Source organism: Streptococcus downei MFe28 (assembly GCF_900459175.1).
Classification (GTDB): domain Bacteria; phylum Bacillota; class Bacilli; order Lactobacillales; family Streptococcaceae; genus Streptococcus; species Streptococcus downei.
Genome location: NZ_UHFA01000002.1, coordinates 1,035,058 through 1,060,289, shown reverse-complemented (window position 1 = coordinate 1,060,289; position 25,232 = coordinate 1,035,058). Strand labels below are relative to the sequence as shown.

The window sequence follows — 25,232 nt, the reverse complement described above, 5'->3', positions numbered from 1 at the left end:
GAAATCGATTTTGTCGCCCCGCTCTCCTCTTATCTTTCATAACTGTTCTATATCTAAGCGCTTAGCGCACTTCCATGATGACGGGCAAAACGGCCGGCCGACGTTTGGTTTGGTCGAAAAGGAACTTGCCCAATTCGTCACGAACAGAGCCCTTTAATTCACCCCAGTCAAAGCCTTCCGTTGCCAGATAGTCCGCTACGGTCTTATTAACCAAGTCAGCACTTTCACGCAGAATATCCCGACTCTTGCGAACATAGACGAAGCCACGGGTGTGAACCTTAGCCTTGGAAACAATGGTCCGCTTCTTCTTGTTGACCGTAATGACCACAATGAAGATACCATCTTCAGAGAGAATCTTACGATCGCGCAGGACGATATTGCCAACATCACCGATGGCATTACCATCAATCATGACATCACTAGCTGGGACCCCACCTTCATGCAGGAAGCCCTGGTCACTAAGAACCATAATATCCCCACGCTTCATGATGTAGATGTTTTCTGGTAGCATGCCAATTTCTTCAGCCAAATCAGCATGGGCCTGCAATTCCCGATATTCCCCTTGAATTGGGAAAAGGTATTTGGGACTTAGAATATTCATCAAGAGCTGCAAGTCACGCCCATTAGCATGCCCTGATACCCGTAGATTCTGGGTAATCAATTTGACCGAGCCGCTAGCCTTGTAAATCATGTTTTCCACACGAGCGACAACCGCTTCCTTGGCAACGCTTGGAGTCGTTACGATATAGACCAAATCACCGTCTTTAATTTCCACATAGCGGTGACGACCGATAGCCATCTTGCGAAGCCCTTCAATGGGTTCCCCCATCCGACCAGCTTCCAAGATAATCAGCTCATGGTCTTCAAAGCGGTTCATATCTTTAGGTTTAACGATTAGTTTTTCATCAGCAATACTGAGTTTTTTCAGACGAATGGCAGTGCGGACAATATTTTCCACATCAAACCCCGTCAGAACGACCCGACGACCATACTTAGCAGCTGCATCAAAGACCTGTTGAATCCGAGAGAGGTTGCTGGCTACGGCCGCAACAATAATACGACCTTGGGCATCAGAAATGACATCATCCATTTCTTCGCCGACTTCTGCTTCGCTGGCTACCTGAACCTTGCTGTCAGCATTGGCTGAGTCTGCCAGGAGCGCCAAGACACCATCGCGACCAATTTCTGCCAGACGGCCATAATCCGTCTGATAACCTAAGCTAGCCGCCTGGTCAAACTTAAAGTCCCCTGTGTAAACAATATTTCCTTGGTCAGTTCCCAAGACGATTCCCAGACTTTCTGGAATGGAGTGGGTCGTGCTAAAGAAGGAAACGACTGCATCCTTAAACTCAATCTCTGTTTGGGCATCAACCACATGGAAGTTGTTGAATTTCTTGACCTGAGAATTGTTCTTAACCACCAACTTGGCCAATTCAATGGTCAATTCAGAACCAAAGACAGGCACCCGCACATCCTGCAAGAGGTAGGGCAGGGCTCCGATAGCATCAGCGTGACCGTGAGTCAAAAAGACCCCTTGAACGCGGTCTCGATTTTCAATCAGATAGTCCATATTAGGGATGACCACATCAACCCCCAGCTGCTCATTTTCAGGGTACTTAAGCCCAGCATCCAAAACAAAGATGGACTCGTTAATTTCCGCCAGGTAGAGGTTTTTCCCGTTTTCACGTACCCCACCCAGGGCAATAATTTTAATATCACTCATGGTGACAAACTCCTTTATAGTATTTAGTTTCGTGATGACCAAGCTGTCATCTTATGTTTCACTCTAGAAAAATCAAAGCTAATCCGCCTAGCAAATAGCGAGGCCGCAAGCCGACCCTACTGACAGGCCTGTTTAGTTTTCTAAAGCCATTCCCAACGGTCCTTAGCTGATCAATTTCTATGACTGACCTAGCTAAGTCGAATTACAGTCCTCTATATTATAGCATAAATAAGGCGTTTTCGCGGATAAGAAAAAAGAGCTCTAAGCTCTCTTCAACCGCCTAAAGCCCAGTTCCGTCAGAACCAAGGCTAGACTCAGAACACTAGAGACAACCAAATAATTAAACCAGACATTGCTATTATCAATAAAGGGCGTTTCTCGCAAAATACCGTAATTTCCACCTGTCAGATGATTGACCCCAAGCATAAAGAGGTCGAGAATAAAGGTGTAGCTGATAATCTTGAGCAAACTGAGATGGTCCTTTTGGAAGTGGTTGAGTAAGTAAACCAGGCTGTTCACCAAGAGGGCGAAATGCCCTACTAAGAAAGACAGGCCTGTGATGTGGGAAAAGGCGTATGGATCCATAACAGGATAGCCCAGGGCAAAAAAGGCTCCACTAAAACCCATGATGGCGACATACTGCTTAAAGGGCCAGCGGTCGGGTAAGAAGACCAACCCAATCATGGCCAAGCGACAATGATAAAAGGGCAGACTGTTCATCAGCGGAATTTGACAGCTAATATACCAGCCATAAAGGGAAAGTAACTGCAGGAGTTGAATGCCCTTAAAGAGGCGAATAAAGCCGAGTCGCTTATGGTAGCGGACGGTCAGCCAAATGAAAAAAAACAAGTCCAAAAGAATCATGCCATACCAGAAGCCAGAAATGGTCGGGACCTGGGTCTGCTGGGTCGTGAAAAAATGCTGCCAAAATCTTGCGTTCACTCTGTCTATCTCCTCTAGTTTTCTAAGGCCTCAAGCACCTTGTCCAGTTGCATGGAATTAGACCCCTTGAGCAAAATTTGGTCGGCAGGTTGCAAGATAGTCTGAACCTGCTTGACCAAATCTGCAAACTGGTCTTCCTCAGCCGTTTTCTTGAAATAATAAACCTTGCCCATTGGGAACACCTGACTGGCCAATTGAGCCAGCTCAGCAATATCCTCCCCGTAGCAAATCAGGGTATCCAAATCCTCTGGATTGAGGGCCCTAATCATTTGGCTGTGCATCTGAACCGAATCCTTGCCCAGCTCCTTCATATCCGCCAAGAGGGCAATTTTCTTACCACCTTCATTGGCTGGCAAGGTCAGAAAAGTTTCCAAAATCAGCTTCATAGCTGTCGGATTGGCATTGTAGACATCAGCCAAAATGTCCGCCCCATTACTAGCCTTTTTCCACTCGGTCCGATTTTTGGTCAAGACTAGATTTTTCAAGGCTGAACGAATGGCTTCATCCGCCACACCTTCTAGCTGACCAACATAGGTTGCCAGCATGGCATTGGTCGCATTGTATTTTCCAGTCACAGGAAGCTCTATCAAGCCGTCCATAAAATTGACCGCAAAGCTCAGACTATCTTTTCGCTCTACCAACTCGGTCAAGAAAATATCTTGGTCTGGACCAAAGCGGACAACCTTCTGATTGTCAGGCAGGTAGTCATTGATAATCTTATCAGCTGGGACAATCAAGGTTCCATCCTTTGCCATGCCATTTGCAATCTGCATTTTCCCTTGAGCAATCTTCTCACGGCTGCCAAAGAATTCCAGATGAGCTTCACCGATTAAAGTCACGATGCCAATCTTAGGCTGAGCAATCTTGGACAGCAAGTCAATATCACCCAGATGATCCTGCCCCATCTCAAGGACCAGTTTTTGAGTGCTATCCGGCATATGCAAAACCGTATAAGGTAGACCAATTTCATTGTTATAGTTGCCCTGGGTCTTGTAGATCTTGTAGGTGGTCGCTAGGACATCGTGAATCATGTCCTTGGTCGTGGTCTTACCATTGGAGCCCGTCACCGCAATCACATCGACAGCCATCTTCTCCAAATAGTATTTGGCCAAAGTCTGAAAGGCAGCCAGAGGGTCCTTGACTAAAATGTAGGGAACATCATCTAGCTCAATCCGAGAGAAGGTCGCCACAGCCCCATTTTCAAAGGCCGTCGGAATAAATTCGTGTCCGTCACGAGTCCCTTTGAGGGGCAAAAAGAGGTCGCCAGAAGAAATCTTGCGACTGTCAAATTCGATAGCCTGGATGGGGACATCTTCAAACTGGGAAACATCATTGAGGGCTCCCACCACATCAGCAATTTCATGTAACGATAATTTCATTGGTCTTCCTTATTTTTACGATTTTAAAATCTTTCCTGAAGAATTATACCACAAAAGGCTAGCCCAAAGTAGGCTTAGTAAATGAAAGTCCCTCAGAAAAATACGAACAATATTCGTGAAATTCTTTGAAAACCTTTGAAAAACTCTAAAACCGTGTTAAACTAGGCCTGTATTCCAAATACAGAGTAAGTGATTTGCGTTAAGTGTATGTGAATGGGATGTTGTCACATAAGGAACAAAGTGCGGTAAATCACTGCATCCGCTGTTTTTAATCGCCACCTCAGCATAGGGCTGAAAAAATCCGATACTGAGGCCACATTTTAAGCAGCTCCCTCAATAGAACAGGAGCTTTTTTATGTTTTCTAAACCCTTTTTTCCAAAACTTTCAACCAGACAGCTGGTCACTTTGGCCATGCTCATGGCCCTCTCGGTCGTTGTCAGCAAATTTTCCATCCCCATTATTCCTGGCCAACTGACCATCAGCCTGACCTTCATCATCGGAGCAATGATTGGTGCCATCGGCGGTCCGGCCTACGGCTTTATCGCCTTGGCCTTGATTGATATCATCGATAGCCTGACTGGTGGGACTGCCAACTTCATCATCTGGTGGACTCTGATGGAGGGCGCTCAAGGTGCCTTCTACGGCCTCTTCTTTTATGGAAAGTCCCTAAAATGGGCTTCCAAACTGGATTGGTGCTATGTTAGCCTAGCTACTCTGGTCATTATGCTAATCGGAACCTTTATCTTCACGCCCCTCCTAATCCAAATCTATTTTAAAGTTCCCATCGCTACCCAATATCTTGCAGGCCGTTGGCTAAAAATCTTTGAAATCCCCATACGGGTTATCCTCACCATGCTGGTCCTGACCCAGCTTCAAAGATTGCGAGATTGGCGCCAATTAACTGGGGTCGAGAAATGAGAGAGTCACTGGCCAAACTCTTCGTCTAATCCTCACAATAGATCAAACCTCCCCGCCTTCAGACGGGGATTTTTCGGCTCATTGTCAACTGTAGTGGGTGACCTACAATGAAACCCTAGAGAGAATCAGATTGGTTCTCTCTTTTATGATTTTTCATGTAGAAAAAAACTTCACCAAGACTGATGAAGTTTCGAGTTCCTTTAGTTTTCTTGCGCTACCGAGCCTTCCTTGGAATGATTCTTCCACCAGGATGACAGGATAGAACCTGAAATATTGTGCCAGATAGAGAAGATTGTTGAAGGGATGGCCGCCTGTGGCGCAAAGTATTTGATAGCCAAGGTAGCTCCCAAGCTAGAGTCCTGCATCCCAACTTCAAAGGTAATAGCCTTTTGTTGGGGTTCTTTTAATCTGAGTAATTTTGAAAAGGCAAAACCGAGACCGTAACCACAGAGATTATGGAGCATGACAACAGGAATGACTAAGGCTGTCGCAGCCGTAAAGATATTGGCATGATTGGCAGAAACGACCGCTCCAATAATCAAGAGGATAGCAACTTGGGAAATCAGAGGCATGATCTTAATAATCCCATCAATCTTGTGTCGCAAAAGCATATGGACCAAGACCCCTAAAATAATTGGGACAACGACAATTTGCAGCGTTGACATAAAGAGTTTGCTGGCTGGAACCGCAATGAACTGCCCCGCTAAAATGGACAAGAGGGTTGGAATCATCAGCGGTGCTAAGAGAGTTGAGAGCACTTCAATAGAGACATCAAGGGCAACATCCCCGCCAGCCAAGAAGGCCATAACACTAGAAGAGGTTCCACTTGGACAAGAACCGACCAAGATGACCCCTGCAGCAGTCGCTCCCTTGAGGTGGAAAATCAAGCAAAGTAACCAAGCCAAACCAGGCATGATGATGTAATGGGCCACTGTCCCCAAAACAACAGGAATTGGTCGCTTAGAAATCCGAACAAAGTCATCCGTCGTCAAGGTCAAACCCATCCCAAAGAGAATAATTCCCAGCAAGTAGGACGTATTTGGAATGACCCAGGTACTGGTGTGGGGCAGAGCGTAGTTAACAGCTGCCCAAATAATAACAATCAGGGTGAACCACTTACTGATCCAGGATGAAAAATTGACAACTTTTTGCATAATGAAACCTCCTTGAAAATTGAACGACTCTATTGTACTCCTGTTTATTGCAATTTTCAAAATATTTTTTAAATTATTTTCGTCGATTTTCAATTTCAACCAGAAAATGTTTTGAAAATGCTTCAAAAGAGATCACCTTCAAGTCTTATACTCAATGAAAATCAGAATTAGCCAAGGCAAGGAGCAATGACATCAAGTCACTAAAGTGACTGATGTCGCAGTAGGTGTCTGCTATCTTTGCGCCACTTTGTGGCACAGCAGACAGCTAGTCACCCTTGCTGGGGAAAGACAACGAAGGTTTTGACATCTGTCAAAGCCCTTCTGTCTTACTCCCAAACGGCACAATCTTCATAGCGATTGCCTAACTCCTTTACTAACCTCACAAAGTTGGTGAAATCGACCGACTTTGCTCCGCATCGCACGGACTGAAGACAGCTCAAAAGGTCTGGTAGACCTTTTGAGGATGGAGATGCAGAAAGCTTCGCTTTCCTCAGTAAGTACGGCAAGGTGAGTTAACGACGCGACATGGAGTAAAAACTGTCAATGTTACAGTTTTTATGAAATTAGTCAGGGATATAGAAAACTACAATCGTAGTTTTCGTAGTCACTCTAATGAGAAATTATAGAGTGACTTTATCCGTGAGAAAATTTTGATTTTCAAAGAGTATTATCCTAACAAAAAAGCGAAGCCAAAGAACTCCGCTTCTATTTATTAAATTACAAGAGATGACTTTCTCGTTTGTCAAACATTTCCTGAGCCAGACCAGCCAGCTCAGTTATCAAATCCTTATAAGGCAGACCCATATTTTCCCAAAGGAGGGGATACATCGACCACTGGGTGAAACCAGGCATGGTATTAAGTTCGTTGAGGTAGATCTCACCGCTTTCAGTCAGGAAGAAATCACAGCGGGAAAGGCCACAGCCACCGATTGCTCGAAAGGCCGTCTCAGCATAGGTCCGCATCTTATCCATGACTTCTTCTGGCACCTGGGCTGGAATAGCCATGCTAATCTTGTTATCAATATACTTGGCTTCGTAATCGTAGAAGGCCACATCCTTGACAACCTCGCCTGGTTGAGTTGTTTTGACCTGACTATTGCCCAAGATGCCGACTTCAATTTCGCGGGCCACCACGCCCTGCTCGATTAAAATCCGACTGTCATATTTGAGGGCTAATTCAAGGGCCTCACGCAATTCCCCATCAGTTTCAGCCTTAGAAATGCCGACAGAGGAACCCATATTAGCTGGCTTGACAAAGACTGGGTAGGTCAGCTTCTGACTAGCTCTTGCAATAGCCTCTGCCATGTCTTGACCTTCCATATAGGTTACATATGCTACCTGAGGGACACCAGTTGATTCCAAAACGTGCTTAGTTGTAATCTTGTCCATAGCAACACTAGAGGAGAGGACATTGGTCCCCACGTAGGGCAGACGCAGGACTTCTAAGAAACCTTGAATGGAACCATCCTCGCCCATTGGCCCGTGGAGAACAGGGAAAACGATGGCATTTTCTTGATAAATATCGCTGGGCTTAACGGCCTGACTGGCATCCACCGTCGCATTGGTCATCAGCTTTTCGCTCTCACTAGGTTGACTAGTAAATTCTTGGGCCTTGATGAAATCACCCGCTTGAGTGATGAAGTAAGTCTTGACATTAAACTTATCATAGTCCACCGCCCGCATGACACTCTCAGCTGACAGAACAGACACCTCACGCTCAGCCGAGCGACCACCATATAATAAAATCAGAGTTTTCTTAGACATGATTTCCCTTTTCTAGCAAATTATTCGTCCCTTATTATAGCATAAATCCTAGGGAGAATGGAACTGACGTCTAAAGCCACTCCCATCATCTCAGACAACTATGAAAATGTGTTCCAGAGTAAAATCTCAAATCAAAATAGAAAAATTTGAACTCACAAGTACTTCTTGAAAAATTCAACCGTAGCTTGCCAAGACTTCACGCTATCATATAAGACCTTTTGCCAGGCGAATTTTTGATAACGACTGTTTGGCTGGTAAGCAACTGTCAGCATATGACCGCTATCTTTTAGAATTAGTTTTTCCAAGTGATAAGTGGAAGCTTCCCTTCGTTGCCACCGCTTCTCAATTTTTCCAGTAGATTCATAAGCTGGCCAAATTTCATCCTGCTTTGCTCCTATCAGCAAGAGATATCCCTGAATTTTCTCGACAGGAATATAGCTAGCATCTTGATAAGAAATTTTAGGTCTCCTTGAGAGCTTACTCAAAAGAAAATCTCTGATAGAAAATTTGGTAAACGGCAACTCCTCTCCCTGATACAACCAAGAAGAGTGCCCCGACGTACGATATCCTTTCATTCCCTCTAGGACAGCGCAGGATGGTGAATTGACAACAATGCAAGAGAGATTCGGAAAAAGTGAAGCTGCTGTCAAGGCTAATTCAGCCCCCTTGGACCGTCCATAAATCCCAATTCTATCTTTATCAACTTGAGAGAGCGAACTCAGATATCTTAGGACTTCTTTCATAAAGTCTAGGTCAATCCTATCCAAATATTTAGGTAGCCCTTCCAAACCAAAATAGGCAAGGGCTAGGGTGACAAATCCCTGACTGGCTAGTAGTTGGGCAATATTTTGTGCTTTTTCAATCCGACCATCACTACCACTTAAAACAAGGATGGTTGGGAGATTCTTAGCTCTTTCAGGATAAAAGAGACGAACTCGGGCCTTGGAAAACCTTAAATCTTGATGCTTGATTTGAGGAGCCTGATAATAGCGTGTAAAGCTAGTCTGTCCAAGTTGCTTTTTACCCTTGAAGACTTCAACTGTAACCTCAAAACTCTCATGAAGTGGAATATTATCTAAATCGGAAGTCAAGCCAACCTTCTTATCTTTAAGAGGAAAACTATTAAAAAAGAGCCCCATCTCAACCTGACCTTGATAGGATCCCGCTTGACAACAGCTCTGATTGATTGAAATTTGTCCCAACTCGTCTGAAATGTATGTCCCTTGAGCTTGCCAAGGAACAGTTGGATCTAGATTCATAGGAACATTGATATTATAATAATTAGTCAAGGTCATCCGAATGACATAGACGGTTTTAGCTTTCAAGCCTGTCACAAATATATCAAAGGGACTATCCGCCAGCAGGTCCTGACTTCGTAAATCAATCTTCATCTACCAGCCCTCCTTGTTTCTTTTGGCTAAGCTTTCCCAAACGGCTTCAACATCGGTCATGAGTTGAGTGACATTTGACAAGAAGTCCTTTGGATAGGTTTGCAAAACTTCCGTCAATTGCTGATTGAGAAAGTCATGCTGTTGCTGATGACATAAATAGACCTTTTGTCCAGCTTGTGTTAAAACTAAATTGTAGGCACTTTTCTTTTGACCTGAAATTTCCTTTTTCAAGTAGCCTTTTTTCACCAACCGATTAACCATCTGAGTCACCGCACTACGAGAAATCTGTCGTCGCTCGGCCAACTGAGAAAGATTCATTCGCTCACCCTTTGCCAGTAAAACTAACAAATGGACTTCTGCTATGGTCAAATCATGGTCTGGAATAGAGTGCTGCTCCTTCTCCAGCCTCTGGTAGCTTGCCAGAAATTCTTGGAGTTTTTGATTAAGGTTCAACAATTCATCTGTCATTGGTATTACTCGATTCTATTTGTTAAGTCGCTTAATAAATTAGCAAAAATTAAATAAGAAGTCAAGAGTCCACCTGAATCAGAAGACACACAGTCAACTACCAAGACGTCCGTCCTATCCTATTTATCTATAGATCTGTAATTGTTTACCAATTCATGTTTCAATAACTATTATCACCCAAAAGCACCACCTGCGAAAGGGGTGTGTAGGCAATACGGTCACTACTGTTTCAAACAATCATTGCCCCACGGTTGGGATTCCTCGCACTACCTTCTTGGTGGTCTGACAAAGAAAGAAAATGACTAAGTGTCACTAATTCGTTATCAGTCACAGATGGCGTGAAAAAAACCTCAGCAAGGCTATGCTGGGGCTTCTTACATCACCTCATCGTGAGGTCCTTATTATTTCATTTCGAAATCGTCATAGCATTTGAGGCTAATCTTGCTCTCTAAGCGAGGGTAAAATTTTAGCCTGCTTCTCACTAGAAACCAGTTGAAAAAAGAATTCATCCAGTGGTTTTCTAGTTTTTAGGCTAGTATCGGAAGTATTAGCCAAAACTAGGGCATCACGGAAATACTGGGCATTGTCCGCAAAGGGACGGTTATCCACCCAGAAACCTTTGGAACGAAGGTAAAGGACTGTAAAAACGGCAGTCGTCCGAGTGTTACCTTCTGGGAAGGGATGAATTTGCCAAAGGCCTGAGATAAACCCTTCAACTGCCATGAGTTTCTCAATAGCCGTCATTTTTGAATAGTCCTTATTCAATTCCTGCTCAAAATCCCATTGCAAGGTTTCAGCTAACTGTAACCAGGGGGCATAGATAACTGATTGGCCTTTTAGGACAGGCTCCTGCTTGGAGATATTATAGGTCCGATATTCCCCAGCCTTCATACCGACAGACATGATTCCCTTAAAGAGGAAGGCATGAATATTTTTTAAACTATAGGGAGTCGGCTTAAAACCTAAGCTAGCTTCTTCCAAATATTCAACAATCCTAGCAGAAACAAGGTCAGCCTCTTTACTTCTAGGAGGCAACTTATCCGATTGGTTCTGATAATACTTCTCTACTTCCGAATAAATTTGCGGAAAATCAATCTCCTGAGCAATATGTTGCCGGGCCAAATTCTTCATGTAGCTAGAAGGCTGAAGCCCATCAGTTTCCTGCAGGCCAAAGGCCACCTGCCAATACTGACTGCGGTTACCTTCATCAGCCTCAATCTTATCATAGGATATATCCATAAGATGCCTCCTTCCTTGTCAATCATAAGTCTAGTATAGCAACAAAAGAAGGTTTGGACAATAAAAAGAGATGATATTCAAATACTTCATCCCTCTGAAGGGATTGGTGTATAAGAATTACCGTCTCTTTTATAACAACACAGCTCTAAAACAGCTAAGAGGTAAAAACTATCTAAGTCAAGTTTTGGAACCATTCGAAACAACACAGCTCTAAAACAGTGACAAGTCAATGATTGAGGCTTTTCTTGTTTTGGAACCATTCGAAACAACACAGCTCTAAAACAGACCAGAAATAGCTACAATTTTCAACCAAGTTTTGGAACCATTCGAAACAACACAGCTCTAAAACCTCGTGGACCAATTTTTCTCACGAAATTTCGTAATCGCACTATTCATCTCAGCCAGACTTCAGTTTCGAATAGAATTCCAATTATATTAGTTTAAAGCTAGCTCAATTATACCCTAGAAACTAGTTTAATTCAACAATTACCAGCTTCGTTGTACTTAAATTGGAAAGTATAATAATCTAATTCCTTGAGGTTCTTATCGTCGGTGAACTTTGTAGCACAGGTTCGGTTTAAGCTCTAAAAAACCTAAGACAACTTATTCAGCTTTAACACCACTATCAAGCAACAAGCAAAAATCTTCATCTAAAACATATTGTTGAAAACCTTCAATCTTTCTTGGTTCTATAAAAAGTACTCTAAGATTGGAAAGCTGAATATATTCAATCAGTCTCTCAATCTCACTCTTTTTAAAATAAGACAGACTATTAACAAATACTAGTAATTTCTTTTTTACCAGATATTGATAAACTTGCAGTATTTCAAACATTTTTTCGAATAGAGTGTCACAAGCTACCTCAATTTTTATACCAAGAAGTTTGAAAAGGCTATTAAGTTCAAAGCTTCCATATTCTAGGTCTAAGTCGCTTTCTAGACATTCTTGACCAATTAAGTCAGTTACTCTATTTAATAAATTTTCAATCTCAGCCTTAGCTTCCAAGTTATCATTTAACTGTTTTTCTAGATCATTATAAACTAATTTCAAAACAGCAGTTGAATTAAGATTATAGCCAAGAATATCAGTAACTATCATAAATTCAGAAGGCTTTAGGGACTTTAGCTTTCCATCAAACAGCTTTAGCCTACTCTCATCAGAGTAGTAATAAAATTCTCTGACTAAGGAAGCAAAAACCTCAATGCTTTCTACTGACAAAATGGTGGAATGTTCAAGAGAAATAGGTTCATCAAGTATTGGAAAGTTAATCTTCATCACAATAATCCTCTCCCAGAAAAACAACTCGCTTATCAGAATTTGCAATAGAGTTATCTCTTTCACCATGTAAATAAATCATACGTGCGAACTGTTTTTCGGTAACTGTCAATAAGGTGATAGTTCCTTTCTTCGGGTTATTTGCTTGTAATCTTTCTCTCATAGCCTTGTTAGCAGAATTATTGAGTAATAGTCTACTGTAGATAGAAAATTGGTGCATAATAAAGCCCTCGCTTAGCAAAAACTTTCTGAACTTTCGATAGGCCTTCCTCTCTTCTGCTGTTTCAGTCGGCATATCAAACATTAAAATCATCCGCATATAACGATAACTCATATCCTAAATTCAGGAACTCCCTTTCCTTCACTATTAAGCGCCTTGACAACCTTCTTGGTATAATCACTGACTATATTTGATAAATACATATCTTTATTATTGTAAGAATAGGTATCAGAAAACATGTTAAACAATTCCCTTTTCATTTTCACAAAACTAGCCTCTCTATTTTCATAAATAATTCTATCGACAATCGGACGAAAAGGCTCCATAAGGTCACTTGCAAAATTAAATTGGTTAAATTGATTAGCGTGTTTTAAACCAAATTGTGTCATACAACCAGATACCACTAGCTCCCGGGCAAACATACTTAATAACAGGGCGTAACCGTAATCCAAACCCGCATTGATATTGTTATCCTGTTCTCTGTTAAAATCGTTACCAAAGAGGGTATTGAAATAAATCCGTGCAGAATGTCCTTCACGATTACTGGGATCAAATAGTTCTAGTCCATTATACAAATCCATAATAGACTGAGACTTTTCAAAGAAGGAGCACTCTCCTAGGTAGAGACTCTGGTTTAGAATTTTCTGAGCAATAATATTTGTCCAAACATCTGCCTTAACTTCCTCCGTCCAAGTCACTTGCTTAGAGAGTTGCAAACTAGAGTCGTGCCGAGCATAATAGGGCATGAGCATGGCTGTTAGCAATCGCTTATCATCACAAAAGATAACTAAGATATTCTCATCAATCAAACGCTTAACCAACATTGTGGTCAGGACAATATCAGTCGTTTCCAATAACAAAATATCAATTTCAGACAAATGAATAAGCTCGGTTTGATAAGCGTCTTTGAAAATTAAATGATTATTTTTATGAGACAACTTGGAATGTGTATTCACTACAACTGTCCGCCAGCCCACTAATCTTCACCTAACTTTCCTAAATCAATGCGTGTTTCATAAAGGCCCGTAATAGATTGACGGATTAGGGTAGCATTCGCTTCCCCAGTTTTTGAATCAGGTTTAAGCTCTCCTGTACCCTGATATCTAAATCCGAGTGGCTTATCTCCCTTCTCCGAAAAGAAATCAGTTGTAGATCCACCTTTTGTTGTGAGTGCAGAGAGTAATTTTCTAAATTCAATATGAACAGCACAGATGGAAGAAAATCTAGCGTCTGAAAAAGCTTTATCATAATAGTTTTTCTGCAAAGTCTCTGAATATGATATCTTTTTATCCTTAAAAGTTTTGTCAAGGCAATTCCTCTTCATAAAGGAAATACAATATTCTAAAAGCCCCTCATACATTTTCTCTACATTAACTCCTCCTAGTTCCTCTCGAATATTACTATCGTCTGACACACCCTTCTCAATCATTTTGTCCATTTTATACATGAACTTCCAATACCTTTTTGGCAACCTAAATTGGCATGCAGGGTGTAATTCTCTAGCACTAACTAAATATCTTCGATACCCTTTTTTAAATTCTAGCAATGAATATTTTGGAAGCTCAACATAATCCTCAAAATTAGGATATTTTTCTTTCAAATAAGCTTTGGGATTTTCTTCGAACTTATTTCTGTCAAAGATAGGGATATTTTCAATTTTTGATTTGCCCTTTTTACCTGTCTCAAAAATCAAGATAGTAAATGAAGTTACTAAGCCCTGATAACCGCCGTACTTTTCAACGTCTAACTTTTTACCATGTAATTTTTCTTTAATTGGAATACTAGCCACAAATTTTTCACCAGACTCTTTAGCATGTTTATTATTTTTGGTAATTGTTTCTTTAAATAGCCCGTAATTCCTTTTTGCTTTTTTATCAATTCCTTGAGTAGATTTTTCTGTCTTACGAACAACATTAACTTGCCCTTTGTCAAGGAAATCTCTAATCACCTTTAAATCAGACTGCTTTCGCCATAGGATTTCCTTATTATCTTGTGATCTTTTTTCTTCTTTGTCAAAAAATTTCATGATTGCATCATAAAACTGAACACGTTGTTCCGCTTTATCCGAAGAAAGTTTCTCTATAAAACTTTCTTTTCTGTATTTACCATAGACAAGCTCATTCTCAATTTTAGGATAAACATTTAGCAGTTTGGTAGCAATAACAGCAACTAAATATGCATCGTGTGCATGATGTAAATCATTTAGTTCTCTAAATTTATATAAGCCATTCCGCTTCCTAAATTTAGTTACCATATTCGCCTTTAAGGTCACAATTCTAACATCATCCTTCTCATATAAAGCATTAAGCAACCTTGAAACATGTTTGGTGATTTGTCTTGTCTCTACTAACTAACGATTAATGAAACCAAACTTATCTTCATTAGATAATCCACCTTGCTCGATTTTTGTAAGAAAAGAAAACTTTTTCTTCGAAATTGCTCCTTTTTTCATCAGATAAAGCCAAAAGTTCTTCATTTCGTATACGGTAGCCTCATCCGGAACATCTTTATCCTTAATTTTGTTATTGGTTGACTCTGTTAAAACAATATTATCTAGAGGGTTCCCCGAGTATAGGCTTTGGGGTATAATATGATCAATATGATACTTCCCAGTAGAATTTTTCACGTCATAGAAATTAATCTCCTTAGGTTGCCTGTGCCCTTCTCTTGTTTCAGTACCATACATATCTTTACCCTCTTGAAGGAAATACAGATATACTTCTAATTCTTTAAACAAGTTTTCGTCTTTTTTGACTTCATCAAAAATTTCACTGACTTTACTTATTCCAAAATTCAAAGCATCTGCATCATTTTCAGTTTCTTTAATTAGTTTTTTTATTCGCTCCTTCCTAGTCTTCGGACTATCAGATACTTCATTAGTTCTTGCCATCTCAATTACTATGTTTTTAGGCATTCTACCCATCACACCAATAATCTCATCTACCGTATAAAGACTTTGCAATATTGCGCGCCTAATTGCCGGACTTCCAGGAATATCTTCAACTAATGATGGATAATCTTTTTTGACATCAATCTTATAAGATTCATCTAATTTTCTTGCAAAATCCAAACTTTTATCTGTAATGAGTTGTGCAAAATTTCTATTCAAAGATTTTTGCACTTTCGTTGAGAAAGCATCATTATTTGGAATATCGTCATCTTTCAAATAATCTAGAATTGTCTTTTTAAATCCTCTAGACCGATCTGCAATTCCATCAATCAGTTGTCTAGAAACATTTGCCCATCCTTTGTAATGTTTCTTACAAAGTTTTTCAATATCCACGTTCGCAGGTAGATTTAACTTTTCAAGTTGCTTGGTTCGCATTTTCTTATCTTCAAAAACTGTTAGAATTCGAATAATTTCTTCAACTAAGTCCAACTGTGTGTCATCATCCAAAAGTTCTTTTAAGCCGCTTATCTCTGATAAATCAGCATAAGTCGAATAACTACTGTTGAATTTCTTTTTTATTCCTTCAATTTGTATATCCTCTTTTTCTGAAAGACATTGATCGTTCTTAATATAATTCTTTAAATCTACTACAGTTACACACCCTAATTTATTTTTCTTAAAGAGGGAATTAAAAATTTCTTCTTTTGTTTCACTATCAAAATTTCTTGACGGCCCATCTTTTATTTGATAGGAAACTTTCGTCAATTCATTAAAAATTAAAAATTGTTGATAAATAATACTTCTCTTTGGAAGCACCTTTTCGCCAAAGAGAAACTGATCATTTGAAATTAATTTTTCAATAAACTTCGTAGCACTTTTTTCCTCATCAACTATTTCACTAAAGTTCCAAGGTTTAATATGATCCTCCGACTTTCTCACTAACCAATTAAATCTAGGATTAATATATTTTGTTTGAGCTAAAGGACCAACAAAATATGGAATCCTAAAGGTCAATAATTTTTCCAGCTTCTCCTCGATTTCATGTAAAAATGGATAATATTCTGACTGATTCTCTATAATTATTTTCAATTCCTTGAGGTGAAGTTGGTAAGGAATCAAACCATTTTCTTTGGTTCTTTGTTTTTTTAGAAAACTTTTTTGCTCAATCTTTAGAATAAATTTTTGAACAGCTGGTAATTCATAAATTCTAGAATCAGAAAGTATCCCTGAAATTTTACCCTTTTCTCCCTCATGATAAAGATAGTCATAAAATTTCTTTTCAGGCATTTTATTTGGATTTCTGATATAAGCTGTATAGCCTGTTTTTGAGTGTTCTCCAAATACTTCCTCATATTTTTCTGGAATGAAATGCTTAACAATTCCTTTTAAATTTGCCAAATCTCCCTTATGCTCGTTATATCGTTTCACCATAGAGGCGGATAAGGGGGTATTCGACTCACCTGTATCAGTACTAATTATTTTAGCTAAGGCGACTGTACTGTATAGAGACTGACAGAGATTAATAATATCTAAATAATCTTCACCTATAATGCTAATAAGTTCTTCTTTTTCATCCTCCACTTCGTCTGAACTAAATACGAGTTTGCCTGAGTGAGAGGACGATTCAAGTTCGTCTTTAAAAAATTTGTTGAAATCCCCTTGATTCCCAACGATAAGCTTCAAGAAGACTTGAAAAATAGTATTTTTTTCAGAGGGATAAAGAGAAAGAGTAGACTCAATTTTAACTGAATTACTGGAATCGCTCATCAAGATTTCTGAAAATTTTGCTTCGCTCCTCAAATCTTTATCAAATAATTCATTATACTCCACTATAAAGTCATTCAGCCTTTTTTCCACTGAAACCGAGGCATCGGGATCAAACGTTTCATCAAGAAAATGTCCACGATATTTTATAATGTGTGCTAATGCTAGATATACTAGTCTCAAGTCAAACTTCTTCGAAGAATTCTTACCAATCTCATTTCTTAAATGGAATACAGTTGGATAGTTATTATGAAATTTTTTCTCTTCTTTTAAATTCCCGAATAACGGATGCTTATCGAATTCTTTATCGTTCCAATTGAAAAACGAATCCTCTTTAATCCTGTGAAAAAAGTTAGGATCGATTTTCTCAATCTCTTTCTCAAATAATTTTTTTAATTCTAACAATCTAAAATTACGTCGAGTATACCTTCTTCGACTTGTCCTTTTAGTTCTGGCTCCTTTAGCGGGATTGGCTTCATCAAAGATAAGAACCGAGGACATATTTTTCTTTATAGTTTTGATGACATTTCCATTTATATCTCTAACTTTAAAACGTTTTTGCGGGACAGTCAAATCATTATTTATGACAGCACTACCAACAGAAGCAGTCCCTATGTCAAGACCAATTGAATATGGTTCTTGATGAGTAATTCTTTGTCTTTTCCCTCGTTGGTTTTCCATGTACATTTTCCTTCTTCCCCTTGATTTTTACAATATTCGTGATATACTAACTGTGTTGGGACTTTTCGAAACAACACAGCAAAGAGTTTATGCTCTTTAGTTAAAATAAGGTATATCCGTACATTATTATTAAATGCGTCCTGAGTTCGACGCTTTTTTTATACCGTAATTATATCACGTCATTTAAAAAAAATGCACTAATTTTTAGTACATAAACTTACTTTTTTACTGTACAAACAAAATTTATTATAACTCAAAACGTAAACGAGAACAGACTTTCCTGCTTAATATATGCGATCTCAATTCCATTGATAATTTTTGGAAAGCTATTTCAAACTGCTGGATTATTACAACAATAAGCGAAACTAATTTGACTCCATACTATCTACAATGAGGAATTACTCCTATGATAGATAGATAGATAGATGGAGCCATTTTTATATCATGATTATGTTCACTAAACGTGGCACTTTAGATTCTGTCAATCTTTCTCTTGACAGATAAAAGCAGACAGTGTATACTTACCCTATATTTAAAAGGTAGTCATTGTCTACTTTCTCCAAAAAATAAAAATCACTGCTATCAAAAAAGGAAGCCTATGAAAAGAGATACGGAAAAACTCAAACAGAAACTGATTGCGACTGGGGTGGCTGAGATTGAGAAAAAGGGGATTGACCAGCTCTCCATTCGGATGGTTGCTCAAAAGTGCGGGGTTAGTCATGGGGCTCCCTACCGCCACTTTGGTAGTAAGGAGGGCTATCTCAAGGTCGTCCTAGCAGAGATTTCTCTCAGACTTGCCAAGGCCAGTCTTGAGGGGTTGAGCGAGCGACTTCCCGCTCGCCAGCAACTATCCCTGATGGGAGCTAATCTGATTAACTTCGCCAAGACCTCCCCCTATTTCTTTGAGGTCCTGCTGGTTAAATATCCTTTTAGCTATCTGGAAATTTTGGAAGATCAGGTTGAGCTAGACTGTGATTTACCAGGTTTTCAAGCCTTTCAAAAACTGGTTAAAGATTTCAGGAATGAGGAAAATCTGCTGGTCTCCGAGAATGACTGCCTCTTTCATCTCTGGTCTTATATCGCCGGTCTGGCTATTTTAGCCCAGAGTCAAAATGGTCAAGACCTAAGCCAGGCCAATATTCAAAAAAATATCGATACCATGTTAACCATATACATCAAAGGAGGCAAAGCATGAATATCTTAATCATTACCGCCCACCCTAAAGAAGCCAGCCTAAACGGAGAAATTCTTAAACGGGTCCAAGCCAACCTGCCAAAATCTCACAGCATCAAAGTCCTTGACCTCTACCAAGAAAATTTTGACCCCGTCCTTCACTACGAACGCAGACGAGATATGAAGGATGACCCCAGCGCAGAAAAGTATCGACAACTGATCACTTGGGCTGACCAACTCATCTTTATCTTTCCAATCTGGTGGGGTGGTATGCCAGCAATTCTCAAGGGCTTTATTGACCGTGTCTTTGCGGCAGGCTTCGCTTATTCCTACAAGGGGATTATGCCAGTGGGCCACCTCAAGGGCAAAAAAGCTTGGATTATCACAACCCATGATACACCAGTTATCTTTGCTAAACTTTTCCAGCAAGACTATGGTCATATCCTCAAAAAACAGGTTCTGGCTATGTGTGGCATCAAACCGACAAAATTGACAGCTATCCCTTACGTGCGGGGAACTTCCGACGATATACTTAGTAAGCAATTAGACAAGATTGGTCTACTGGCACAAAAAATTTAAGCAGCTAAAAAGCAATCACATTTGGATTGCTTTTTATGATCCTTATTGTTCAGGTTCCCTCTTAAACGCCCCCGCTTGAGTATATAAAAGCAAAGCTAGAGCAATGGTAATCGTCGCAAAAATGAAAATCCCAGAGAAACCGCTAAAGATGGTAAAGAGAATGCCACCTACAACACCAGCAATCGTTTCACCTAGGTACATAGCTGCATTTGACAATGATGAAATTGTACTTCGAGCATTTTCGACAGTTCCTTGTAAAGTTGTCATAAACAAAGGAAAAATAAAACCGTTAGTCAAATAAATTATCGTCAATAAAATTTCTGCCATCCAAAAGTTTTGAGCAAAGGGTAAAAGTAAATAGAGAATGACCAAGGTTATTAACTCTGTTCTAAAGGTCTTTTGCATGCCATACCGTTTAACAATTTGACTGCCAAATAGAGAGCCAATTAAGTTACCAGCACCTATTGCAATGATAGCTGTACTTATATTGGCCAAAGTCATATTAAAGCTATGAGTGTACCAAGTTGAAATAAATGTGATAGCCGTAAACGAGCCTGTTTGGAAGACAAAATAGGCGACAAGATAACTTACCGATTTGCGGTTAGTCAAAACATTCCTATAAGCATCCAAAAAGGAGATTCGATTAGCCTGACTGACCTCAAGTTTCGGTAAGTAAAAAAGAATCAAGGCAAGCAACACTAAGGAAGCAATTGAAATGGTAAAGAAAGGTGTTTGCCAAGAGACACTAGCCAAATAGCCACCAATAGGGACACCTGCCATTTGAGAAACTGATAAACCTGCTGTTGCATAGCCCATGACCTGAACAATATATTGTTTTTCTACAACGACAGGAATTGAAGCCCAAACCTGAGGTGTCACAAAGGATGCACTAATACCGGCTAAAAATCGAAAGGCCAACATTAAAGGAAAAGAAGTCGCAAAACCACATAAAAAGGTCGATACAGCAAACGCCAGCAAGCCATAAATCATGACTCTTTTTCTATCCCGACCATCAGAAATTGGTCCTGAAACTAAGGCAAATAAGGCGTATCCAATAGCATAAGCACTAACCATCCAACCAGAAGTTGAAATATCAACGTTATAAAGTTTGCTTAGTGTCGGCAACAAGGGAGATACAAGGAAGGTATCCGTACCAATGATAAACATAGTCAGGAAAAATAAAATTGAATATTTTTTCATAGCCATCACGCTTTCTAAATCCTTTTATAGTTAAATAGTATTTGAACTATTCAACAAAAGAATAGCACCCATTATTTCCCTTGTCAACGATAATGAACAATTCAAATTGACTTTTAAAAATAGCAATAGTACAATGCTTTTATGACTATTAAATCAACGAACAAAGATGATGAAGTTAGAGTAAAAATCTTTAAAGCTCTTGCTGACCCCATTAGACTACAAATTATCCGAATACTATATCAAAAACAGGATGAACTATCTTGTGGTGAAATTGGTGATTTACTAAATATGAGTAAATCTGCGGCTTCCTATCACTTTAAAACTCTTCGTGAAGCAGGATTAACCATAACCCGAAAAGCGGGACAGAATAAATTTGTTCGACTTAATGAAGGGATCTTCAGAACCATACTTCCCACATTTTTAGAAACATTAAAAAACTAGACCAGCTTTCAAGCCAATCTAGTTTTTTATAATTCCGTTCGATTTTCAATAGCCCGAAGAAGGGTGACTTCATCGGTGTATTCAATGTCGCTGCCGACTGCTAGACCGCGTGCTAGGCGAGTAACCTTGATGCCAGCGGGTTTAAGCACCCGTGAGATGTACATGGCAGTCGCTTCTCCATCAGCTGTGGCGTTGGTGGCTACAATAACTTCATTGATTTGACTATCCATGAGCCGGTTGATAAGGGACTTGAGGTTGATGTCGTCAGGTCCGACTCCATTCATGGGTGAAATGAGACCGTGGAGGACATGATAGAGACCATGATAGTCCTGAATTTTCTCCATGGCCGTCACGTCCTTGCTCTCCTCAACAACCAGAAGAACCGATTTGTCCCTGGTTTTATCTCTACAGATAGCACAGGGATCCTCATCGGTCAGATTGCCGCAGACCGAACAGTAAGTCAGCTCCCGCTTAGCTGCCAAGAGGTTTTTGGCAAAGTCATTAACATCTCCATCAGACATGCCGATGGTATAAAAAGCCAGTCTAGTCGCTGTCTTGGTTCCGATACCGGGCAATTTGGAAAAACTATCTATCAATTTTGCAATCGGGGTTGGATAAAGCACTTCTCTCTCCTTTTAGACATTATAAAAAGGTCTGGAAATTTCTTCCAGCCTTTTTATTATAACTTTTATTGACATTAATGGCCACCACCATACATGGATTGGTAGAGGTTTAGAATATCACGGGCAATGTATTGGTGGGCCTTGGTATCTGAATTGCTAGCGTGTGGATACATCACCGCAACGGCTACCTTAGTGCCATCATTGGCGGTCGCATAGGCAACAACATTAAGGTTAACCGTTGTAACGCTATTGCCATTGGCCGTTGTCGCAAAGGTTTCGGCTGTACCAGTCTTACCAGAAATGGAAATTGAGGAGCTTTGCATACCCTTACCTGTTGCATAACTATCAGAGCTATTGACTACGGCATAGAAACCTTGTTGAATCAGGCTCATCTGGTCATCAGAAATGTTAACCTTATTGAGGACATTGGTATCAATAGCTTTGGTTTGATCACCTAGACCACCATCAGCATTATTATTGTAAATACCTTGGACCAAGTGAGGGGCAATTCGATTGCCACCGTTAGCAACAGTCGCAGCATATTGAGCCAACTGCATAGGGGTATAGCTATCGAACTGACCAAAGGCTTCGGTCAGGACATTACCAGGCTTATAATCATTTGTCGTATAGCCAGCCGATTCATTTGGCAGGTCAATACCTGTTGTCGTTCCCATTCCGTATTCGGCGTAGGTTTTGCGCAGATTTGTCATCGTATCGTCCACGCCCGAATCGCTGAGGGTCATCCCTGGATAATAGTCTTGTCCCATCATCTTGAGGGCAACCTGAACCATGTAGGTATTGGAAGAATATTCCAAGGCCTGGGTCGCTGAAATGGAGCGACTACCTTGGTCGGTAAACCAAGATTTAATAGCATTTGACCCGTTAACACTGATGGTCTGGTCGGTCAGAACCTGATTGCCGGAAATGGCACCAGTCTCCCAGCCAGCTGTCAGGGTTGCCCCCTTGACAACAGATCCTGGTACAAAGACGCTAGTCACATTTCCCAAGGCATCAGAGGTTAATTGGCCACTATCCTTGTCGTGATCCAGCCCTGCCATAGCCAAAACGGCACCCGTATCTGCATTGAGGGCGACGGCATAGACACCTTCGGAATTGGCCGCATTCCCAGAGGAAACTTCCGAACCATAGTACTGATTGAGGATTCCTTCAACACCATTTTGAAAACCGAGGTCAATGGTTAATTTTAGATTATTACCTTTGGTTCCCTTAGAGGTCTGCTTGGTCTTGACCACATTACCGTCATTATCAACACTAATTTTCGTCGTGGTCCTAGTGCCTTGGAGGACATCCTCGTACTGCTTTTGCAGGTAGGAGGTGCCGACCCGGTCATTGAGAGAATAACCCTTGGCCAGATATTCCTTGGCGGTTTCTTCGGGCAGACCCGTCTTTTCACTAGAGAGGGTTCCGATAATATCGGACAGAGAAGATGATGAGGTTGTGACTTCCTGATTCCAGTCTGTACCAATACTGATACCACGCAGTCTTGACTTATTGGCCGTAATATAGGCGATTTGGTCATCCGTCAGGTCGCCCGTCGTTAAATTCACCGTACTGAAATTTGAAGCACTATTCATTTGATTGAAAATATAGACCTTCTTGAGGGTCTCATCAGAATAATCAATCTTACTCTTAGGCACCGCTTTAACTGCATTTTTGTAGATTTGGGCTTCGGTCAAGCGATTGCCGTAATTATCAAATTTTTCCTTATCGGGTAGCTTTTCGTAGATGGCCTCATAATGCTTCTTGTCGGCCAAATAGTAGTCCCGTTTTTGCCGATCCGAGACCTTGGTTTCTATCAGATTGACCATTTTGGCCAAGTCATTAGCATTTTTGAGAATATCCGCTGCTGTCGCCTTATTGCTACGAGTATAGGTGACAACGGTTTTCTTCTCATTGTCAACCAGGGGCTGACCAGTGGCATCATAGATTTGGCCACGCTCAGATGACTGCTTAACCGTATAGGTGGTCTGCTTATTTAATTTGCCCAAATAAAAGGACCGATGACTAATTTGCATATAGGCCAGACGCCCAATCAGCACCGTCAGCAGGGTCAAGACTAGGGCAAAGATAATGTAGAGACGGCTGGTTAAGCTAGACAGGAAGCCCGTTCGCCTCCGCAACTTCTTCCGCATCGTCCTAGCCAAGGCCTTATTATCGCCCTTCTTTTCAGATTTTTCCTTAACTTTTTTATCTCTTTTAAACGGATTTTTCAGGTCCATAATCTCCTCATTTCGATAACGTTTAGTGGTTTTATTTTATCACAAATCAGGCAAAAAAACTTGGCTTCTTGCTAAGGAATTTTTAAAATTTCCCCAGTCCTGTCTCATCAAAGGCCCAGAGAATCCACAAAGAATTTGGTCCAGAAATCTGAGCTAACTGACCTTTTCCAGAGATAGGATAGCTTTCTAAGAGGATAGGTCGCCTGCCGTCGGACTTAAGTCAGCCATTGTTGTAAGGAGACAAAAAAGTGGGATAAAGAGGGCCGTTCAGCTCATACCCTGATACTCGGTTTTTCTAACTTCATTTTCGTTAGTAGGAAAGTTTAAGCAAACTTACCAAAATGACAAAAAAGGTACTAGAAAATCAGTGTTTTCTGGTACCTCTCTATAGTTACTTAGTATTTTGACTTATTTACCCAAGTAGTATTCTTTGGTAACGTTGAGTTTTTCGTCAAATTCGAATACCAATGGTGGGAAGTTAGGGATTTCAACACCCATGATTTCATCATCACCTAGGTGTTTGATATGTTTTACCAAGGCACGGATTGAGTTACCGTGAGCACCGATAAAGACATTTTTACCATCTTTAAGGGCCGGAGCGATTTTATCTTCCCAGAATGGAAGGGCACGTTCCAAGGTAACCTTCAAGTTTTCAGCATCTGGAATAACAGAGTCATCCAGAGAAGCGTAACGACGGTCAGTGTGAGCTGAATATTGGTCATCCTTAGCCATAGCTGGTGGCAAGACATCGTAAGAACGACGCCAGATGTGAACCTGATCATCACCCCATTTTTCAGCAGCTTCTGCCTTGTTTTGGCCAGTCAAACCACCGTAGTGACGTTCGTTCAAACGCCAAGATTTTTCAACTGGTACCCAGAGTTGATCCGCAGCTTCAAGGGCAAGGTTAGTTGTCTTGATAGCACGTTTCAAAACAGAGGTGAAGGCAAGGTCAAATTCGATACCAGCTTCTTTAATCAAGTTACCAGCATCAATTGCTTGTTGTGTTCCTTTTTCTGAAAGGTCAACATCTGCCCAACCTGTGAAAAGGTTAGCTTTGTTCCATTCTGACTCACCGTGGCGAGCGAAAACTAATTTTACCATTAGTCATTCTCCTTTTTATACACCATAAAATCAAGGATAGACAGGCTAAGGACCTCTAGGCCTATT

19 protein-coding genes, 1 pseudogene and 1 riboswitch are annotated in these 25,232 nt (G+C 40.5%); of the genes and pseudogenes, 4 read left to right on the top strand and 16 right to left on the bottom strand.

What is annotated here, in order from left to right:
- Nucleotides 1–61 precede the first annotated feature (61 nt).
- The 3 genes from DYE66_RS05150 to DYE66_RS05140 form a co-directional block, all read right to left on the bottom strand.
- Entirely contained in the window at nucleotides 62–1,723 is a 1,662-nt protein-coding gene (locus DYE66_RS05150; protein ID WP_115324999.1) for a ribonuclease J, read from the bottom strand.
- A gap of 261 nt (nucleotides 1,724–1,984) precedes the next feature.
- Complete coding sequence (locus tag DYE66_RS05145; protein WP_115324998.1) at nucleotides 1,985–2,665, bottom strand: YwaF family protein; 681 nt, start codon at nucleotides 2,663–2,665, stop codon at nucleotides 1,985–1,987.
- Nucleotides 2,666–2,679: 14 nt separating this feature from the next.
- On the bottom strand, nucleotides 2,680–4,044 hold the full coding sequence (locus DYE66_RS05140; protein ID WP_115324997.1) for a UDP-N-acetylmuramoyl-tripeptide--D-alanyl-D-alanine ligase: 1,365 nt from the start codon (nucleotides 4,042–4,044) through the stop codon (nucleotides 2,680–2,682).
- Between the two features lie 179 nt (nucleotides 4,045–4,223).
- Nucleotides 4,224–4,311, top strand: a riboswitch (THF riboswitch).
- Between the two features lie 88 nt (nucleotides 4,312–4,399).
- On the opposite strand from DYE66_RS05140, the gene DYE66_RS05135 reads away from it, so the two are divergent.
- On the top strand, nucleotides 4,400–4,963 hold the full coding sequence (locus DYE66_RS05135) for a folate family ECF transporter S component (RefSeq protein WP_115324996.1): 564 nt from the start codon (nucleotides 4,400–4,402) through the stop codon (nucleotides 4,961–4,963).
- 200 nt (nucleotides 4,964–5,163) lie between these two features.
- Here the strand turns inward: DYE66_RS05135 and DYE66_RS05130 are convergent, their stop codons facing one another.
- From DYE66_RS05130 to cas9, 9 genes and pseudogenes are all read right to left on the bottom strand, one after another.
- Nucleotides 5,164–6,117: a bile acid:sodium symporter family protein gene (locus DYE66_RS05130; RefSeq protein WP_115324995.1), complete on the bottom strand. Its 954-nt coding sequence runs from the start codon at nucleotides 6,115–6,117 to the stop codon at nucleotides 5,164–5,166.
- Nucleotides 6,118–6,834: 717 nt separating this feature from the next.
- The gene (locus DYE66_RS05125) at nucleotides 6,835–7,881 is read right to left on the bottom strand and encodes a D-alanine--D-alanine ligase (protein ID WP_003000231.1); all 1,047 of its coding nucleotides are present in this window, start codon (nucleotides 7,879–7,881) and stop codon (nucleotides 6,835–6,837) included.
- A gap of 152 nt (nucleotides 7,882–8,033) precedes the next feature.
- A complete protein-coding gene (locus tag DYE66_RS05120) occupies nucleotides 8,034–9,272 on the bottom strand; it encodes an acyl-CoA thioesterase/bile acid-CoA:amino acid N-acyltransferase family protein (protein ID WP_115324994.1) in 1,239 nt (412 codons plus the stop codon).
- A complete protein-coding gene (locus DYE66_RS05115; protein WP_002999918.1) occupies nucleotides 9,273–9,740 on the bottom strand; it encodes a MarR family winged helix-turn-helix transcriptional regulator in 468 nt (155 codons plus the stop codon).
- A 435-nt stretch (nucleotides 9,741–10,175) separates the two neighbouring features.
- Nucleotides 10,176–10,979, bottom strand: coding sequence for a Fic family protein (locus tag DYE66_RS05110; protein ID WP_003000036.1), 804 nt, complete (start codon nucleotides 10,977–10,979; stop codon nucleotides 10,176–10,178).
- Nucleotides 10,980–11,582: 603 nt separating this feature from the next.
- A complete protein-coding gene (csn2, locus tag DYE66_RS05105) occupies nucleotides 11,583–12,254 on the bottom strand; it encodes a type II-A CRISPR-associated protein Csn2 (RefSeq protein WP_003000216.1) in 672 nt (223 codons plus the stop codon).
- A complete protein-coding gene (cas2, locus tag DYE66_RS05100) occupies nucleotides 12,244–12,588 on the bottom strand; it encodes a CRISPR-associated endonuclease Cas2 (protein ID WP_044123967.1) in 345 nt (114 codons plus the stop codon). Before cas2 ends, csn2 begins: the two co-directional genes overlap by 11 nt.
- Entirely contained in the window at nucleotides 12,585–13,451 is an 867-nt protein-coding gene (gene cas1 / locus DYE66_RS05095; RefSeq protein ID WP_003000172.1) for a type II CRISPR-associated endonuclease Cas1, read from the bottom strand. Before cas1 ends, cas2 begins: the two co-directional genes overlap by 4 nt.
- A pseudogene (gene cas9, locus DYE66_RS05090) lies at nucleotides 13,451–17,809 on the bottom strand (type II CRISPR RNA-guided endonuclease Cas9). The gene cas1 and the pseudogene cas9 overlap by 1 nt, the downstream one beginning before the upstream one ends.
- A 598-nt stretch (nucleotides 17,810–18,407) precedes the next feature.
- Here cas9 and DYE66_RS05085 point away from each other — a divergent pair.
- Nucleotides 18,408–19,004 carry a TetR/AcrR family transcriptional regulator gene (locus tag DYE66_RS05085; protein WP_115324993.1) on the top strand — a complete coding sequence of 199 codons (597 nt, stop codon included), beginning with the start codon at nucleotides 18,408–18,410 and terminating at the stop codon, nucleotides 19,002–19,004.
- On the top strand, nucleotides 19,001–19,561 hold the full coding sequence (locus DYE66_RS05080) for an NAD(P)H-dependent oxidoreductase (RefSeq protein WP_003000265.1): 561 nt from the start codon (nucleotides 19,001–19,003) through the stop codon (nucleotides 19,559–19,561). The genes DYE66_RS05085 and DYE66_RS05080 overlap by 4 nt, the downstream gene beginning before the upstream one ends.
- 42 nt (nucleotides 19,562–19,603) lie before the next feature.
- On the opposite strand, the gene DYE66_RS05075 is transcribed toward DYE66_RS05080, so the two are convergent.
- Nucleotides 19,604–20,767, bottom strand: coding sequence for an MFS transporter (locus DYE66_RS05075; RefSeq protein ID WP_003000546.1), 1,164 nt, complete (start codon nucleotides 20,765–20,767; stop codon nucleotides 19,604–19,606).
- Between the two features lie 135 nt (nucleotides 20,768–20,902).
- On the opposite strand from DYE66_RS05075, the gene DYE66_RS05070 reads away from it, so the two are divergent.
- Nucleotides 20,903–21,202: an ArsR/SmtB family transcription factor gene (locus DYE66_RS05070; RefSeq protein WP_115324992.1), complete on the top strand. Its 300-nt coding sequence runs from the start codon at nucleotides 20,903–20,905 to the stop codon at nucleotides 21,200–21,202.
- Nucleotides 21,203–21,228: 26 nt separating this feature from the next.
- Here DYE66_RS05070 and recR read toward each other — a convergent pair whose 3' ends face one another.
- The 3 genes from recR to DYE66_RS05055 all read right to left on the bottom strand — a co-directional run bounded on the left by recR (nucleotide 21,229) and on the right by DYE66_RS05055 (nucleotide 25,166).
- Nucleotides 21,229–21,825 carry a recombination mediator RecR gene (recR, locus tag DYE66_RS05065; protein ID WP_115324991.1) on the bottom strand — a complete coding sequence of 199 codons (597 nt, stop codon included), beginning with the start codon at nucleotides 21,823–21,825 and terminating at the stop codon, nucleotides 21,229–21,231.
- Nucleotides 21,826–21,899: 74 nt separating this feature from the next.
- Nucleotides 21,900–24,065 (bottom strand): penicillin-binding protein PBP2B, encoded by a 2,166-nt coding sequence (pbp2b, locus tag DYE66_RS05060; RefSeq protein ID WP_019787969.1) that lies wholly within the window; start codon nucleotides 24,063–24,065, stop codon nucleotides 21,900–21,902.
- A gap of 408 nt (nucleotides 24,066–24,473) precedes the next feature.
- Nucleotides 24,474–25,166, bottom strand: a complete 693-nt coding sequence (locus DYE66_RS05055) for a phosphoglycerate mutase (protein WP_019782449.1) — start codon at nucleotides 25,164–25,166, stop codon at nucleotides 24,474–24,476.
- Nucleotides 25,167–25,232 lie beyond the last annotated feature (66 nt).

Excerpts from the sequence above, each read along its gene's own strand:
- pbp2b (WP_019787969.1), bottom strand. The coding sequence starts at position 24,065 with ATGGACCTGAAAAATCCGTTTAAAAGAGATAAAAAAGTTAAGGAAAAA.
- cas2 (WP_044123967.1), bottom strand. The coding sequence starts at position 12,588 with ATGAGTTATCGTTATATGCGGATGATTTTAATGTTTGATATGCCGACT.
- DYE66_RS05115 (WP_002999918.1), bottom strand. The coding sequence starts at position 9,740 with ATGACAGATGAATTGTTGAACCTTAATCAAAAACTCCAAGAATTTCTG.
- DYE66_RS05085 (WP_115324993.1), top strand. The coding sequence starts at position 18,408 with ATGAAAAGAGATACGGAAAAACTCAAACAGAAACTGATTGCGACTGGG.
- DYE66_RS05110 (WP_003000036.1), bottom strand. The coding sequence starts at position 10,979 with ATGGATATATCCTATGATAAGATTGAGGCTGATGAAGGTAACCGCAGT.
- DYE66_RS05055 (WP_019782449.1), bottom strand. The coding sequence starts at position 25,166 with ATGGTAAAATTAGTTTTCGCTCGCCACGGTGAGTCAGAATGGAACAAA.
- DYE66_RS05135 (WP_115324996.1), top strand. The coding sequence starts at position 4,400 with ATGTTTTCTAAACCCTTTTTTCCAAAACTTTCAACCAGACAGCTGGTC.
- DYE66_RS05130 (WP_115324995.1), bottom strand. The coding sequence starts at position 6,117 with ATGCAAAAAGTTGTCAATTTTTCATCCTGGATCAGTAAGTGGTTCACC.
- DYE66_RS05075 (WP_003000546.1), bottom strand. The coding sequence starts at position 20,767 with ATGGCTATGAAAAAATATTCAATTTTATTTTTCCTGACTATGTTTATC.
- DYE66_RS05140 (WP_115324997.1), bottom strand. The coding sequence starts at position 4,044 with ATGAAATTATCGTTACATGAAATTGCTGATGTGGTGGGAGCCCTCAAT.
- DYE66_RS05150 (WP_115324999.1), bottom strand. The coding sequence starts at position 1,723 with ATGAGTGATATTAAAATTATTGCCCTGGGTGGGGTACGTGAAAACGGG.
- DYE66_RS05080 (WP_003000265.1), top strand. The coding sequence starts at position 19,001 with ATGAATATCTTAATCATTACCGCCCACCCTAAAGAAGCCAGCCTAAAC.
- DYE66_RS05120 (WP_115324994.1), bottom strand. The coding sequence starts at position 9,272 with ATGAAGATTGATTTACGAAGTCAGGACCTGCTGGCGGATAGTCCCTTT.
- DYE66_RS05125 (WP_003000231.1), bottom strand. The coding sequence starts at position 7,881 with ATGTCTAAGAAAACTCTGATTTTATTATATGGTGGTCGCTCGGCTGAG.
- csn2 (WP_003000216.1), bottom strand. The coding sequence starts at position 12,254 with ATGAAGATTAACTTTCCAATACTTGATGAACCTATTTCTCTTGAACAT.
- DYE66_RS05070 (WP_115324992.1), top strand. The coding sequence starts at position 20,903 with ATGACTATTAAATCAACGAACAAAGATGATGAAGTTAGAGTAAAAATC.